Genomic DNA, 14,757 nt, shown 5'->3' on the forward strand with positions numbered 1-14,757 from the left:
CATTAATTCACGTGAAAAATAAAGAGATAAAAAGAAATATTTTGTAATATCTTTACTATTTTAATTACATTTATTTTTGAACCTAAATAACAATCCATAGAATAGTATCGGCCATGTAATTACGGAGAGTAATTACATATATTCAGACAATTTATATTTAAAGGGAATATATAATGAAAAGAAAAGTTCTGGCAATGCTTGTACCCGCTTTATTAATGGCTGGCGCAGCCAATGCGGCTGAGATGTACAACAAAGACGGCAACAAGGTCGACCTGTACGGCAAGGTTGATGCGCGCCACACCTTCTCAGACAACGCGGGCGACGATGGCGATGAAACCTACGTTCAGATTGGTTTCAAAGGCGAAACGCAGATTACTGACGATCTGGTCGGCTTCGGCCAGTGGGAATATAAAACCTACGCAAACGACACCGAAGACGCTGGCGATACCTCTTTTAACCGTCTGGCATTCGCGGGCCTGAAATATGGCGATTTCGGCTCGTTTGATTACGGCCGTAATTACGGCGTCGTGTATGACGTTGAAGCCTGGACCGATATGCTGCCGGTATTTGGTGGTGATTCCTACACCTGGACCGACAACTATATGGTTGGTCGTACTAACGGCGTGGCGACCTACCGTAATAATGATTTCTATGGTCTGGTCGACGGTCTTAATTTTGCGCTGCAATACCAGGGCGCGAATGAAGGCGCCAATGCAAACGAAGATCAGGAAGGCACCAAAAACGGCCATGATGACGTTCGTTTCCAGAACGGCGACGGCTTCGGCATGTCTTCCACCTATGATTTCGATTTCGGCCTGACGCTGGGTGCGGCGTATTCTTCCTCTGACCGTACTAACGACCAGGTCGCAGCTGGTAGTGGCCGCTACAACCGCTTCAGCAAATATGCGGGCGGTGAACGCGCGGAAGCGTGGACAGTTGGCGCAAAATACGATGCGAATGATGTCTACCTGGCCATGATGTATGCGGAAACCCGCAACATGACGCCGTACGGCAGTGACGGCATCGCCAACAAAACGCAGAACTTTGAAGCCGTAGCGCAATACCAGTTTGAATTCGGTCTGCGTCCATCCCTGGCGTGGGTCTATTCAAAAGGCATCGACCTGGGCGGTAACGATTATCACCCAGGCAACGGGTATGACTACGTTGACCAGGATCTGGTTAACTACATCGACGTAGGCATGACCTACAGCTTCAACAAGAACTTCTCCACCTACGTTGATTATAAAATCAACCTGCTGGACGAAGATGACGCCTTCTACAATGACAACGGTATTGCAACCGATGACATCGTTGGCGTCGGCATGATCTACCAGTTCTAATCCCAACAAAAAGTAAAGCCCGCGATGCGGGCTTTTTTATTTACGGCGCTTCCTGCAAGGCCAGGCGAATAAACCCGTTATTCTGCACCAGCAGCTCATGGGCTTTCCACGCATCCAGACCCGTCAGCACCATCAGTACCGCCGTTTTACACTGATGGTTACAGCTTTCCAGCGCGGCCTTCGCCTGCGCCCGGGAACATCCCCCTGCTTCCATCACAATGGCAATTTGTCGCTCGGCCCATTTGGTGCTGCTTGCTTCCAGATCGACGCGCAGGTTGCTGTACACCCGTCCGGTCCGTACCGCCAGACCGGTGGTAACCATATGCATAATCATGCTTTGCGCAATGCCCGCTTTGGTGTTGGCATACCCGGCAACCACGTCAGCCCCCAGCTCGGGCGCAATGACCATGCTCGCCAGCTGCGCCGCTTCACTTTGAGCATCCTCCGTAATGAGCGCGACCGTTGAGCCCAGAGACCACGCATGACGCATCGCGCCCCACACCCAGGGCGTTTTGCCGCTGATGGACAGCGCCAGCATCATGTCGTGCTCGCCAAAATCAATGGTCTGGAGATCGGCAACGCCGCGCGCGTAACTTCCGGCGTTATCGCCTGCTGTGATCGCAATAACGGGATGTTTTCCCGGCGCGAACGCTTCTGCCGCCTGCTCCGCCACGCGTCCGGACGCGCCCGCGCCGGTCAAAATCAGACGTCCGCCGTGGCTCAGCGTCGCCGCCGCGTTATCTACCACGCGGGCCAGCATCGTCATGTGGGGGGTAAGTGCAGAAGCGATTTGCGCGTCATCCTGATGAATAACGTTAAGCATATCCAGCGTGGATAATCTGTCGATGTTCGTCGTGCTGGCCTGCCGTCTTTCCCTGGCCGTACCGGTAAGCATAATGCTCATAAACTGCCTCCTTATTATGAGTACCCACACACTATAAAGTGTTTTATATAGGTCACCTGAGAGGAGGCTCACGAAACGCCTCTCTTTACATGGCTTTATGAAATGGCCTTCATCAGCGATAATTAGCCCTTTCTTTTTCTTCGCGGAGTCTTAATGAGCGATTTGCGGCCCTTCCCCCCGATGCGCAAGCGTCCTATGAAGCTGAATACGCTGGTTACGCTGATGGTGTGCGCCATTATCGGCTCTGTGCTGCTGGTGGTGTTCGCGCTGTACTCCGTGCAGATCACCCGCGCCACGCGCGATGACGTGAAGGATACCGCGCTGGGTATTGCCCGAACGCTGGCCGACAGCCCCGATATCAAGCGTGGCCTGATGGCCTCACCCCAGGCCGGCATCATCCAGCCGATTGCCCAGGCGGTAACGAAGCGCAACGACCTGCTGTTTACCGTGGTCACCGATCTGCGCGGTGTTCGTTATTCCCACCCCAATGAAGCGCTGTTAGGGTTGCATTTTATCGGCGACGATCTGACGCCTGCCCTGGAAGGGAAAGAGAATGTCTCCGTTAACCGCGGCGCGCTCGCGGAAGCGCTGCGCGTCTTTACGCCCGTGTATGACGATCGGCACGACCAGATCGGCGTAGTGGTGGTAGGGATTTCGCTGAATAAGGTGGAAGATCAGATTGCCCGCGGACGGCTCAACGCCGTGTGGACCATCCTGTTCAGCGTTCTGATGAGTTCACTGGCGATATGGGGCCTGGTCCGGGTGCTGAAACGCATCCTCTTCGGGCTGGAGCCTTACGAGATCTCCGCCCTCTTTGAACAGCGTCAGGCCATGTTACAGTCCCTGCGAGAGGGCGTGATGGCCGTGGATATGCACGGTCGCGTGACGATGATTAACCACACCGCCAGAGAAATTTTACTCCTGACCTCGGGCCAGCACTCCGAAAGCAGCAGTGAACCGCTGCTGGCCAGCCTGCGTGAAGTGTCAAAAACCGGCATTGCTCGCCAGGATCAGGAGATCGGCTGTAACGGACGGCTGCTGCTGTGCAACATGGTCCCTGTGAAAAGCCAGAATCAGGTGATCGGGGCGATCAGCACGTTCCGCGATAAAACCGAAATCAGCCAGCTAATGCAGCGTATTGATGGCATGGTCAATTACGTTGATGCCCTGCGCTCGCATACGCATGAGTTTATGAACAAACTGCACGTGATCCTCGGCCTGCTGCACATGAAGCGCTACGATAAGCTGGAGGAGTACATCATCCAGACCGCGCAGAATTATCAGACGGACATCGGAGCGATACAGCGCAAGGTTAAATCGCCGGTCATTGCGGGTTTCCTGCTGGGTAAAATTAACCGCGCCAAAGAGGCCGGAGTGACCCTGACGCTGGCGGAGGAGAGCCAGCTTCCCGATACCACCAATGAAGAGCAGGTTGCGGTGCTGATCACCGTGCTGGGCAATTTAATCGAAAATGCCCTGGATGCGATGGAAGGTCAGCCGGAAGGCGAGATCGGCCTGCTGCTCCATTACCAGAACGGCTGGCTGAGCGGAGAGGTCAGCGATGACGGCCCCGGGATTGATCCCGAGCGGCTGGAGGCTATTTTTACAAAGGGCTACTCAACAAAAGGTGAAAACCGCGGCGTTGGGCTGTTCCTTGCACGTCAGCAGATCCAGAACCTGGGCGGCGATATTACCGTCGAGTCGGAGCCTGGCGTATTTACCCAATTTTTTGTTCAGATCCCCTGGGATAGCGAGAGGAATATCGCGTGATAAATGTGTTAATTGTCGATGATGACGCCATGGTAGCCGACCTCAACCGTCTGTATGTAAACCGCGTTGAGGGTTTTAGCTGCTGCGGCGTCGCGTCCACGCTCAACCAGGCCGAGGCGCTGATCGCAAACCCTGGCCAGCCGATCGATCTGGTGCTGCTGGATGTGTATATGCAGCAGGATAACGGGCTGGATCTGCTGCCCATCATCCGCGCATCGGGCCGCCCGATCGACGTCATCATGATCTCGTCGGCGTCCGACGCCGCGACGATCCAGACGTCGATGCACTATGGCGTGGTGGATTACCTGATTAAGCCGTTCCAGTTTCCGCGCTTCGAAGAGGCGCTGAACGGCTGGAAAGCCAAGCGCAGCCTGATGGGGTCGCATCAGTATTATGAACAGGCCGATGTCGACAGGCTGATCCACGGCGGCGCGCCGGAGCTGGCCGACAGCAAAAAATTACCGAAAGGATTAACCCCGCAGACGCTGCGCACAATTTGCCAGTGGATCGACAGCCATCCGGAAATGGAATTTTCCACTGACGATCTGGCGAATGCGGTCAACATTTCGCGCGTTTCCTGCCGCAAATACCTGATCTGGCTGGCACAAATTAATATCCTGTTTACCAGCATTCACTACGGCGCGACCGGCAGACCGGTGTATCGCTACCGTTTACAGCCGGAACAGGTCGGGCTGCTCAAACAGTACTGCCAGTAATGCGGTAGCTGTCGTCCAGAAGGGTAAAGCGGAAGTGGTGCATCGAGGAGATCACCACTTCTTTCGTTTTGGTGACAAAGATGGCTTCAATATCGGGGCGAGAGCGCAGCGCGGCACACCCCTTCTCCACGCCCATGCCGTAGATTAGCGTGGTCCAGATATCGCCGTCGATGGAGTCTTTCGACACAATCGTCACGCTGTCCAGTTCGTTATCCAGCGGGTAGCCGGTGCGTGGGTTAAGAATGTGATGATAGCGTTTGCCGTTCTGCTCAAAGTAGCGCTCATAGGTGCCTGACGTCACGACCGACCGGTTCTCTACCGTCATCGACCCAATCAACGCGTCTCCGGCAAACGGTTTTTTCAGGCCGACGCGCCAGCCGCCCTCCGGCGAGCCTAACGTCTGGATGTTGCCGCCGAGATTAATTAACCCCAGCTCAACCCCCTCTTTGCGCAGAAGGTCCCGGACCCTGTCAGCGATATAGCCTTTGGCGATCGCGCCCAGGTCAATCTCCATTCCTGGGCGAGTGAGAAACACGCTACTGCTGGCTTCATCCAGCACCACGTCCGCAGGATGCGTGATGTTCAGCAAGGCAGCGATCTCGTCTGCGGGCGGCACGACGTCCCCCTTAAAGCCAATTTTCCAGCGTTTGACCAGCGGGCCGATCGCCAGATTAAACGCACTGTCTTCCATCTGGCTGGCCGCTTTCGCGCAGCGGATCAGGTCAAACACCGGGCGACTGACGGCAACCGGATGCTGACCGGCAGCATGGTTGATGTTCATCACCTCCGAATGCGCGCGGTTGACGGTAAGGAGATCTTCGTACTGTTTGATCAGGCGAAACACGCGAGAGGCGAGCGCTTCGTCGTGGGAAAAGAGTTTCAGGAGGATGGGCGAGCCCATCAGAACGGCGGAGTAGCTGTAAACGCGATGGCTATCAGGCATTGCATGAGTCCTCATATGTAGCCCCGGCAGGCACCGCGCCGCCGGGGAAACAGGAGCCTTACCGTGTTTTCGAACGCATAGCCGCCTGATGTCCTGCTAGCGTACCAAAAATAATGATATCTGCCACCGCGTTACCACCGATGCGGTTACCGCCGTGGATGCCCCCGACAACCTCACCCGCAGCAAACGCCCCTGGCAATACGTTGTGGTTGCTGTCCAGCACGCAGGTATCGGTATTGATGGTCACACCGCCCATGGTGTGGTGTACGCCCGGTGCAATCTGAATGGCGTAGAACGGCCCTTCGTTGATGGGCGCGCGCAGCGCGGTGGTGCGGCCGAAATCATCGTCGTGCTGTTTTTCCACAAAACCATTGTAGCGTTCCAGCGTTGCCAGGAACTGGTGGTGATCCATCCCCAGCGCTTCCGCCAGGGCTTTTGGCGAACTGGCGCTGGTCACGAAGCCTTTCGCGATGTACTCATCCGCCGCTTTGTTTTTAGCCCGGACATGCTCGTCAAAGACGATGTAAGCGTATTTCTCCGGCAGCGCGATGATTTGCGCCGAAACTTTATCGCGGGTCTCCATTTCGTTGAAGAAGCGGTTCCCCTGCTGGTTGACCAGAATCGCCCCGCCGCCGCGGATGGATTCGGAAATCAGGTACGACGTTTTCTGCTCCACGGTTGGGTGGATCTGAATCTCGCCCATATCCACGGTGCCCGCGCCAATACGTTCCAGCAGCGCGATACCGCCGCCGGTTGCGCCTTTGTGGTTAGTCGTCACGAACCCTTCCAGGTCCGGACGGTATTTCACCACCATCTGGCTGTTGGCGCTGAAGCCGCCCGTTGCGACAATCACGCTTTTGGTTGCCACGGTGAGGGTTTCGTTCTCTTCGGTGGTCAGACGCACGCCGGTGACTTCGCCATTTTCAAAGATGATGTCGCTGACGGAGGTATCCAGCATCACTTCGATGTTGCGTTTGTTGACGTTACGCACCAGGCCGCTGATCAGATACCCGCCTACTGCGGAACCGTCTTTCGGACGGTGCGTACGGTCAATGCTCATCCCGCCGGTGGTGGTGATGTCGTTCAGCATAATGCCGCGCGTGGCCAGCCACTCAATCGCCTCCGGCGCGTTCTCCACGAAGCGACGCAGCAGTTCAGGGTTGTTTTTGTTGCCGCCGCCTTTCAGGCTTTCCTGGTAGAACAGCTCTTTGCTGTCCTGAATACCTTTCACGCGCTGGAAGCGGGTCTCTGCCGCGTTCATCCCTGCCGAGGCTTTAATGGTGTTACCGCCGATGGTTGGCATTTTCTCAACGATCAGCACGCTCGCGCCTTCGTCATGCGCCTGGATCGCCGCCGCCAGCCCTGCACCGCCGCTGCCGACCACGACCACGTCGACGCTTCTGGTTTCATTCGGGTCTGCACCCTCTTCTGCCGCCAGCGCTTTGCTGGATTTCAGCATCGCTTTCGAGACCGCTTTTTTCACCGCCTCGCTCTGGCTGGTTGCGCCGGTGATGGCGTCCACGTGCGGGGTATTGGCATCCAGAATGCGGGTGCGGATCTCTTCGAAGCTGGTGACAAACTCCACGTCTTCGCTCGGGCCTGAGGCCAGCTCGATATCAGCGATGCGATCGGTTTCGAGACTGACGTTGATAACCAGCTCGTTGGCATCGTCCTGCACTTTTTCAACGAAGGTGCCCGGTTTGAACTTCGATTCACCCATGCTCATGTCGCGGATCATCGCCTCTACCAGCGAGAAGCGCCACAGCGGTTCCGGGATGTTCAGCTCTTCGCGTCGGGTACTGTCCATAAACAGCTCAAGGCTTTCGCCCGCCGCGATGCGATCGGTCCAGTCCGGGTAGGCGATGGTGGCGCGGCCTACGGCAATCAGGTCGTAGCCATGATCCAGCGCTTTATTCACATCGGCAGCATTCACCACGCCGCCGACGCCCATTACCGGTATCTGTGCCAGCGTGTCAGAACGCATCGCGCAGTATTTTTCGATAAGCGGCGTCGGATCCTGCGTGTCGACGATAGATGGACGCAGGGCGGCGCCAAGGGAGAAGTGAAGATAATCCACCCCGCGTGCGGCCAGTTTTTCCAGCAGATACAGGGTGTCTTCGAAGCGGATGCCCGGGACTTCCAGCTCTTCCGGAGAGAAACGGTAGCCAATGATGAACGCGTCGTCCGCGTACTGGCGCACCATCTTGTGGGTGATGTCCAGCACCGCCAGCGGGAATTTCGCGCGGTTATCGCGGCTGCCGCCCCACTCGTCGTCGCGCTGGTTGGAATTCGGGGAGTAGAACTGCTGGATCAGATAGGTATTCGCCCCGTGAATTTCGACGCCGTCAAAGCCAGCCTGAATCGCGCGGCGTACGGCGTCGCCAAACTTGCCGATCATGCCTTCCACTTCTTCTGAGGTCAGGGCAACCGGCGTCGCGGCACCGTCACGCGGCGCGGCAACCGCGCTTGGGCCAACCGGCGTGCGACCCCCAATCAGTTTTGGGTCGACCATACGGCCGCCGTGGTAGATTTGCAGAAGGGCTTTAGAGCCTTTGGATTTGATAGCGTCAGCGATTTTCGCCAGCCCGGCGATTTTCTCGTCGTTATCAATCCCAATTGCACCCGGGAACGCCAGGCCGAGATCGTCAACAAAACAGCACTCAACGATAATGGTGCCGATGCTGCCAGCGCGGGCGCGATAGTACTCCACCAGCTCGCTGGTCACGGTGCCATCGTAATAACCGGTACAGGTTGTCATTGGGGCCATTAACAAACGGTTTTTGAGTTCAGTACCATTCGGTAATGTGAAGGGGCTTAAAATTCGTTCGTTAGTGCTCATAATAGAAACTCCAAACTTTAAAATTAAGAATTCGGTATCGGGATCGTTTTATTTCGTATTTTTTGCCGATGTCATGGAAGTAATATAATTCTTTTTTTAGTTTCCAAAGCTATTACGTTAGTTAATAAACTATTTAATCCCTGCGGTAACATTAATAACACATTGGTGTTAGCAGGAATGTTTCACCCATTCACATTAATTTAAAAAAAGTTTAATCAGCAAAGGTCAAACCAATACACCTACACCAATAGAAATCCATATAAATCAAACAATAACATAAATACCAATTTTAAAATGTTATAAATTTGATACATAAGATGCGTAAAATCAGCGAATAACCACACTACTCCGAGTGGTTATTATAAAAAGTATAAAAATACGCTCATAATTCTATTTTTTTGATCGCGATCAATAGTAATGGCATCCAAAGGCGCAATATAAAAACATCATCATTTTTTATTTAGCGCAAACTAAAATGCGTTAAATCGCTATTACTGAAAACACAAAAACGCACCTTAAATAACTAAAAAAAGCAAAACAAATAAAGCAATCGAATTTGTGTTTTCGCTGTACGACGAATTTTTGACAACTTAAGACGTGAAACTATGAAAACAAAAACTGCTGTAACGCCTCCTGCGGCGAATCTGGCATCAAATGGAACAGCAAAACGCCTGCTGATGATGGCCCTGCCCATCATCGTTGCCGTCCTGCTGCTGTTTGTCCCCGTTCCTGAAGGGCTGCCGCCTTACGCGTGGCACTACTTCGCCATTTTTGTTGGCGTCATCGTCGGGTTGATTTTCGAACCTCTGCCGGGCGCCGTAATCGGCCTCACCGGCGTGGTGGCGATTGCGCTGTGCAGCCAGTGGGTGCTCTTTAGCCCCGAACAGCTGGCTGACCCGAAATTCAAGCTGGCGGGCGCCTCCTTTAAATGGGCGGTGAGCGGGTTTGGTAACTCCACCGTGTGGCTGATCTTCGGTGCCTTTATGTTTGCCGCGGGCTACGACAAAACCCGCTTCGGCCGCCGCCTGGCGCTGATTCTGGTGAAATATCTGGGCCGTCGCAGCCTGACGCTCGGTTACGCCATTACCTTCGCGGACCTGCTGCTGGCACCGTTTACTCCGTCCAATACCGCGCGCAGCGGTGGGACCATCTACCCGATTATCGCCAACCTGCCGCCGCTGTACGGTTCAAAACCGAACGACCCAAGCGCGCGTAAAATCGGTTCGTATCTGATGTGGGTGGCGATCACCGCCGCCTGTATCACCAGCTCCATGTTCCTTTCCGCCCTTGCGCCAAATCTGCTGGCGCTGGCGCTGGTTAAAAGCACCGTTGGGATTGATATCTCCTGGGGCACCTGGTTCCTCGCCTTCCTGCCGCTGGGCATCCTGCTGATCCTGACCATGCCGCTGCTGGCCTACTGGTTCTACCCGCCGGAAGTGAAGGTGAACAACGAAGTGCCGCTGTGGGCGACCCGTGAGCTGGAAAAACTGGGCAAACTGTCGCGCAATGAGATCCTGCTGCTGGTGTTCGTGTGCTGCGCGCTGCTGATGTGGATCTTCGCCGCCGCATGGATTGAGCCCGCGATGGCTGCCCTGCTCATCGTCGGCCTGATGCTGTGGACCGGCGTACTGGAGTGGAACGACATCACCGGTAACAAAGCCGCCTGGAACACCTTCGTGTGGTTCGCCACCCTGGTGGCGCTGGCGGACGGCCTCTCCTCCACTGGCTTTATCAGCTGGCTGGGTAAAGAAGGCGGCCTGCTGATGAGCGGTATTTCTCCGGGCGTGGCGACCATTGTCCTGCTGCTGGCGTTCTACCTGCTGCACTACCTGTTTGCCAGCACCACCGCGCACACCACGGCGCTGCTGCCGGCGATGCTGACCATCGCCTCCACCATTCCAGGCATGAATATGGAAGTGTTCGTCCTGCTGATGGTGACCTCGCTGGGCGTGATGGGGATCATCACCCCGTATGGTACTGGTCCAAGCCCGATTTACTACGGTAGCGGTTACCTGCCAACCAAAGACTACTGGCGCCTCGGCACCATCTTCGGCGCCATCTTCCTGGCGGCCCTGCTGCTGATTGGCTACCCGTGGATGTCCATGATGTTCTGATTCCTGACCGCCGGACTTCTCCTCCGGCGGTTTTATTTTTGTGGAGCAATACGCTATGTCAAACAAACCGTTTTTCTACCAGAACCCCTTCCCGCTCGCGCATGACGACACCGAATACTATCTGCTGACCAAAGAGCACGTCTCCGTTGCCGAGTTTGACGGTCAGGAAGTGCTGAAGGTGGAGCCCGAAGCGCTGACCCTGCTGGCACAGCAGGCCTTCCACGACGCCGCGTTTATGCTGCGCACCTCTCACCAGAAGCAGGTTGCGGCTATTCTGAGCGACCCGGAGGCCAGCGAGAACGACCGATACGTGGCCCTGCAATTCCTGCGCAACTCGGACATTGCGGCGAAAGGCGTGCTGCCAACCTGTCAGGATACCGGCACGGCAATCATTATGGGTAAGAAAGGCCAACGCGTCTGGACCGGCGGCGGTGACGAAGCGGCGCTGAGCCAGGGCGTGTATAACACCTATATTGAAGACAACCTGCGCTACTCGCAGAATGCGGCGCTGGATATGTATAAAGAGGTGAACACCGGCACCAACCTGCCCGCACAGATTGACCTCTACAGCGTCGACGGTGACGAGTATAAATTCCTGTGCATGGCGAAAGGCGGCGGCTCTGCCAACAAAACCTATCTCTACCAGGAAACCAAGGCGCTGATTACCCCGGCGAAGCTGAAAAACTACCTGGTTGAGAAGATGCGGACCCTCGGCACCGCAGCCTGCCCGCCGTACCATATTGCCTTTGTTATCGGCGGCACCTCCGCAGAAGCCACGCTGAAAACCGTCAAGCTCGCCTCTGCGCGCTACTACGATGAACTGCCAACCGAAGGCAACGCGCACGGCCAGGCGTTCCGCGACGTTCAGCTCGAACAGGAACTGCTTCAGGAAGCGCAAAACCTCGGCCTCGGCGCACAATTCGGCGGGAAATACTTCGCCCACGATATTCGCGTTATCCGCCTGCCGCGCCACGGTGCCTCCTGTCCAATCGGCATGGGCGTCTCCTGCTCCGCTGACCGCAACATCAAAGCGAAGATTAACCGCGATGGGATCTGGATTGAGAAGCTGGAGCACAACCCGGGCCAGTATATTCCTGAATCCCTGCGCCAGCAGGGTGAAGGCGACGTGGTGAGCATTGACCTCAACAAACCGATGAAAGAGATCCTGGCACAGCTTTCCGCGCATCCGGTCTCTACCCGCCTGTCCCTTAACGGAACCATCATCGTGGCGCGCGACATCGCCCATGCGAAGCTGAAGGAACTGCTCGATAACGGCGAAGCGCTGCCGCAGTACGTGAAAGATCACCCGATCTACTATGCCGGTCCGGCCAAAACCCCGGAAGGGTATGCGTCTGGCTCACTCGGCCCAACCACTGCGGGGCGCATGGACTCCTATGTGGACCTGCTGCAATCCCACGGTGCGAGCATGATCATGCTGGCAAAAGGTAACCGCAGCCAGCAGGTCACCGACGCCTGCCATAAGCACGGCGGCTTCTACCTCGGCAGCATCGGCGGCCCGGCGGCGGTGCTGGCGCAAAACAGCATCAAGAGCCTGGAGTGCGTGGCGTATCCGGAACTGGGAATGGAAGCGATCTGGAAAATTGAGGTGGAAAACTTCCCGGCGTTTATCCTGGTGGATGACAAAGGCAACGACTTCTTCCAGCAGATCCAGAACAAACAGTGCAAAGGGTGCTCACAGCGCTGAGCGTTTCCATAATGCCGGCAGCAGCGACAGCGTATCGTTGATAAGCCCGCGCTTGTCGCTGCCCGGCTTCCAGATGGTGACCATCGTCTGACTTATCCCCTGGCTACCTACTTCGGTGGGCAGCCTTTTTACGTTTTTCCACTGCGCCGCGTGAAGATGGGTCGGCAAAAAGCCCCAGCCGCATCCCTGCTCCAGCAGGCCGCGCAGCATCTCCAGTTCGTTAGTGAATAGCGTGTGCCCTGAAATTTGCAGGCGACGCGCAACCGGCTCGTCGGATGCGGCATGCATAATCACCTGCGGCACCAGGGAGAGATCGAGCAGCGACACCGGCGATGCCACCTCCGCAAAAAGCGCCGTTGCGGCGTAAAAATCCATTTCGATCGCCCCTAATGCCCGCCACTCCATCTCATTGCCCACGCTGCGGTTGCGCGCCTGGCAGATGCCCAGATCGGCCTGTCCGCTCGCCAGCATGGCTTCCGCCTCATCGCGCGATGCGCTGGTCAGGCTCAGGCGAATTTTTTGCGTCGCCAGCGTAGCAATCAGCGCCTGCAAAAAGGCTCTGGGGGTGAACGGATCGTAAACGAGGGCAATGTCCTGCGTGGCGCTGTCCGGCACCGTACGGGCAAACGCCTCAAACGCTTTCACCTGCCGCATCAGCAGGTGCGCCTGCCGCTGAAGCTGCTCCCCTTCCGGCGTCAGGCGCAGGCTGCGCCCCTCCCGCAGGAACAGCGCGTAGCCCAGCCCATCCTCAAGAAAATCGATCAGATCGCGAAGGGTAGTACGATCTTTGCCGAGTTTACTGGCCGCCTTCATCAGGCTGCCGTGCTCAGCGACGGCGGTGAACGCCTCAAGCTGGGCAAAAGAGTAGATCAGGTTTGCCACGTTATTCTCCACGCGAATTTTACGGGGGATTTTCCCCCATAACGCGCTTTTTATTATAGGGCGCGGGTTCTTAAACTGAAGTCCTTCCTGAGCCAAACGAGATAAATATGAAAAACAAAACCAATCGCACGCTGCTCGCGGCGCTTGTCGTCGTTAGCCTGGTCTCGCCTGCCGCGATGGCTGCCTGTGGCGGCACCGACCTCACGACCTGTCCGGCGCCTTTTGATGCCAAACTCCCGGACGCCCATACGATGCTCACCTGGAGCCAGGCCGACCGCGTGGTGGGCTTTCGCAATGACTACCGCAACTACGCGGGCGATGTATTCCGCCACGGCAACGCCTCGCCGCTGCTCGCCGCAGAAAAACCGCTCACAGATGCCCGCTATCAGGTGAATGGCAAAACCTATGATCTTCAGGATTACCTGAAGCGTCAGAACGTCAGCGGCATGCTGGTGCTGAAAAATGGCAAAGTAGCCTATAAATATCTGGGAGAAGGCAATACCGACTCAACGCTCTGGACCTCGCGCTCCGTGGGCAAATCCGTGGTTTCCGCGCTGGTGGGTGTGGCGATCAAAGAGGGTAAAATCCACTCCCTGGACGACCTTGTCACCCAATACGAACCGGATTTAAAAGGCACCGCCTGGGACGGCGTCACACTGAAGCAGCTCATCACCCACACCTCCGGCGTGGCGTGGAATGAAGATTACACCAACCCGCAGTCAGACTTCGCCCGGCTTACCGAATGCGAAGCGAAGCCGGGCACCTACGACTGCGTGCGCACGCTGGTGAAAGGATTACGCCGCGAACATCCGGCGGGGGAAAACTGGTCCTATTCCTCGGGCGGCGCGTGGCTGTTAGGCGATGTGCTTGAGCGCGCCACCGGCATGACGCTCGCCGCGTATCTGGAGAAAAGCATCTGGCAGCCGTACGGCATGGCCAGCGACGGCGTATGGCATGCCTACAGCAAAGGCCAGCACGACGTGGGCGCGCACGGATTTAACGCAACCCTGGAAGACTGGGGACGCTTCGGAGAATTTATCCTGCATAACGGTACGCTGCCGGACGGGAAGCAGATCCTCCCTGACGGCTGGGTGAAGCAGTCCTCCGAGTGGACGCAGGCAAAAGGTTCTGTCTCCGCCGCGCATCCGAAAGGCCTTTACGGCTATCAGTGGTGGAACAATGAGGTGCCGGCCAACGCCACAAACGTAGAGCCAAAGGTCGAGGATTCGCTGAAGGACTCCCTCTGGGCGCTGGGCATTTTCGGCCAGATGATTGTGGTGAATCAGAAGGAAAACCTGGTGATTGTCCAGTGGTCCACCTGGCCACAGGCGGAGCCGTCATTCAGCGCCCAGCCGCTGGAAGCGTCGCTGATGTTTAGCGCGATTGCCAACGCGCTGCGCTAAATTACCGAAGCCAGGCTTTGCCTGGCTTCACCTCTGCGCGACGTCACAAAACAGCGATTTCAGCAACTTAGCGAAAACAGGTAAATAAAAGATCACCCAAATGTTAAGTTATTGTTGCCTATGTAAATCCTGGTCAACACA

The 14,757-nt window shown here is 56.2% G+C and carries 10 protein-coding genes; 6 read left to right on the top strand and 4 right to left on the bottom strand.

What is annotated here, in order from left to right; translation table 11 throughout:
* Window positions 1-173: 173 nt before the first annotated feature.
* Window positions 174-1,340, top strand: coding sequence for a porin OmpC (ompC, locus tag N5C09_RS03525; RefSeq protein ID WP_279748451.1), 1,167 nt, complete (start codon window positions 174-176; stop codon window positions 1,338-1,340).
* A 40-nt stretch (window positions 1,341-1,380) separates the two neighbouring features.
* On the opposite strand, the gene N5C09_RS03530 is transcribed toward ompC, so the two are convergent.
* A complete protein-coding gene (locus N5C09_RS03530; protein ID WP_203464891.1) occupies window positions 1,381-2,244 on the bottom strand; it encodes an N-acetylmuramic acid 6-phosphate etherase in 864 nt (287 codons plus the stop codon).
* 153 nt (window positions 2,245-2,397) lie between these two features.
* On the opposite strand from N5C09_RS03530, the gene N5C09_RS03535 reads away from it, so the two are divergent.
* Window positions 2,398-4,014 carry a sensor histidine kinase gene (locus N5C09_RS03535; RefSeq protein WP_064910381.1) on the top strand — a complete coding sequence of 539 codons (1,617 nt, stop codon included), beginning with the start codon at window positions 2,398-2,400 and terminating at the stop codon, window positions 4,012-4,014.
* Window positions 4,011-4,730, top strand: coding sequence for a two-component system response regulator DcuR (gene dcuR / locus N5C09_RS03540; protein ID WP_006811173.1), 720 nt, complete (start codon window positions 4,011-4,013; stop codon window positions 4,728-4,730). Before N5C09_RS03535 ends, dcuR begins: the two co-directional genes overlap by 4 nt.
* Here the strand turns inward: dcuR and N5C09_RS03545 are convergent.
* Together N5C09_RS03545 and N5C09_RS03550 are read right to left on the bottom strand one after the other, a co-directional pair.
* The gene (locus N5C09_RS03545; protein ID WP_279748452.1) at window positions 4,711-5,673 is read right to left on the bottom strand and encodes an FAD:protein FMN transferase; all 963 of its coding nucleotides are present in this window, start codon (window positions 5,671-5,673) and stop codon (window positions 4,711-4,713) included. The genes dcuR and N5C09_RS03545 overlap by 20 nt on opposite strands.
* Window positions 5,674-5,731: 58 nt before the next feature.
* A complete protein-coding gene (locus tag N5C09_RS03550) occupies window positions 5,732-8,512 on the bottom strand; it encodes a flavocytochrome c (protein ID WP_107533314.1) in 2,781 nt (926 codons plus the stop codon).
* Between the two features lie 605 nt (window positions 8,513-9,117).
* On the opposite strand from N5C09_RS03550, the gene N5C09_RS03555 reads away from it, so the two are divergent.
* Both N5C09_RS03555 and fumA read left to right on the top strand, forming a co-directional pair.
* Window positions 9,118-10,626 (top strand): anion permease, encoded by a 1,509-nt coding sequence (locus N5C09_RS03555; RefSeq protein WP_074160984.1) that lies wholly within the window; start codon window positions 9,118-9,120, stop codon window positions 10,624-10,626.
* A gap of 55 nt (window positions 10,627-10,681) precedes the next feature.
* A complete protein-coding gene (gene fumA / locus N5C09_RS03560; protein ID WP_063450195.1) occupies window positions 10,682-12,331 on the top strand; it encodes a class I fumarate hydratase FumA in 1,650 nt (549 codons plus the stop codon).
* Here the strand turns inward: fumA and N5C09_RS03565 are convergent.
* Window positions 12,320-13,225 (bottom strand): LysR family transcriptional regulator, encoded by a 906-nt coding sequence (locus N5C09_RS03565; protein WP_279748453.1) that lies wholly within the window; start codon window positions 13,223-13,225, stop codon window positions 12,320-12,322. The genes fumA and N5C09_RS03565 overlap by 12 nt on opposite strands.
* A 95-nt stretch (window positions 13,226-13,320) precedes the next feature.
* Here N5C09_RS03565 and N5C09_RS03570 point away from each other — a divergent pair, with 95 nt between their 5' ends.
* Entirely contained in the window at window positions 13,321-14,616 is a 1,296-nt protein-coding gene (locus N5C09_RS03570) for a serine hydrolase (RefSeq protein ID WP_279748454.1), read from the top strand.
* Window positions 14,617-14,757: the final 141 nt, after the last annotated feature.

The sequence above is a fragment of the Enterobacter sp. GD03975 genome (genome assembly GCF_029838645.1).
GTDB classification, from domain to species: Bacteria; Pseudomonadota; Gammaproteobacteria; order Enterobacterales; family Enterobacteriaceae; genus Enterobacter; species Enterobacter quasihormaechei.

What these genes read in the sequence shown, in the direction of transcription:
- ompC (WP_279748451.1), top strand. Translation starts at nt 174, where the DNA reads ATGAAAAGAAAAGTTCTGGCAATGCTTGTACCCGCTTTATTAATGGCT.
- N5C09_RS03530 (WP_203464891.1), bottom strand. Translation starts at nt 2,244, where the DNA reads ATGAGCATTATGCTTACCGGTACGGCCAGGGAAAGACGGCAGGCCAGC.
- N5C09_RS03535 (WP_064910381.1), top strand. Translation starts at nt 2,398, where the DNA reads ATGAGCGATTTGCGGCCCTTCCCCCCGATGCGCAAGCGTCCTATGAAG.
- N5C09_RS03545 (WP_279748452.1), bottom strand. Translation starts at nt 5,673, where the DNA reads ATGCCTGATAGCCATCGCGTTTACAGCTACTCCGCCGTTCTGATGGGC.
- N5C09_RS03550 (WP_107533314.1), bottom strand. Translation starts at nt 8,512, where the DNA reads ATGAGCACTAACGAACGAATTTTAAGCCCCTTCACATTACCGAATGGT.
- N5C09_RS03555 (WP_074160984.1), top strand. Translation starts at nt 9,118, where the DNA reads ATGAAAACAAAAACTGCTGTAACGCCTCCTGCGGCGAATCTGGCATCA.
- fumA (WP_063450195.1), top strand. Translation starts at nt 10,682, where the DNA reads ATGTCAAACAAACCGTTTTTCTACCAGAACCCCTTCCCGCTCGCGCAT.
- N5C09_RS03570 (WP_279748454.1), top strand. Translation starts at nt 13,321, where the DNA reads ATGAAAAACAAAACCAATCGCACGCTGCTCGCGGCGCTTGTCGTCGTT.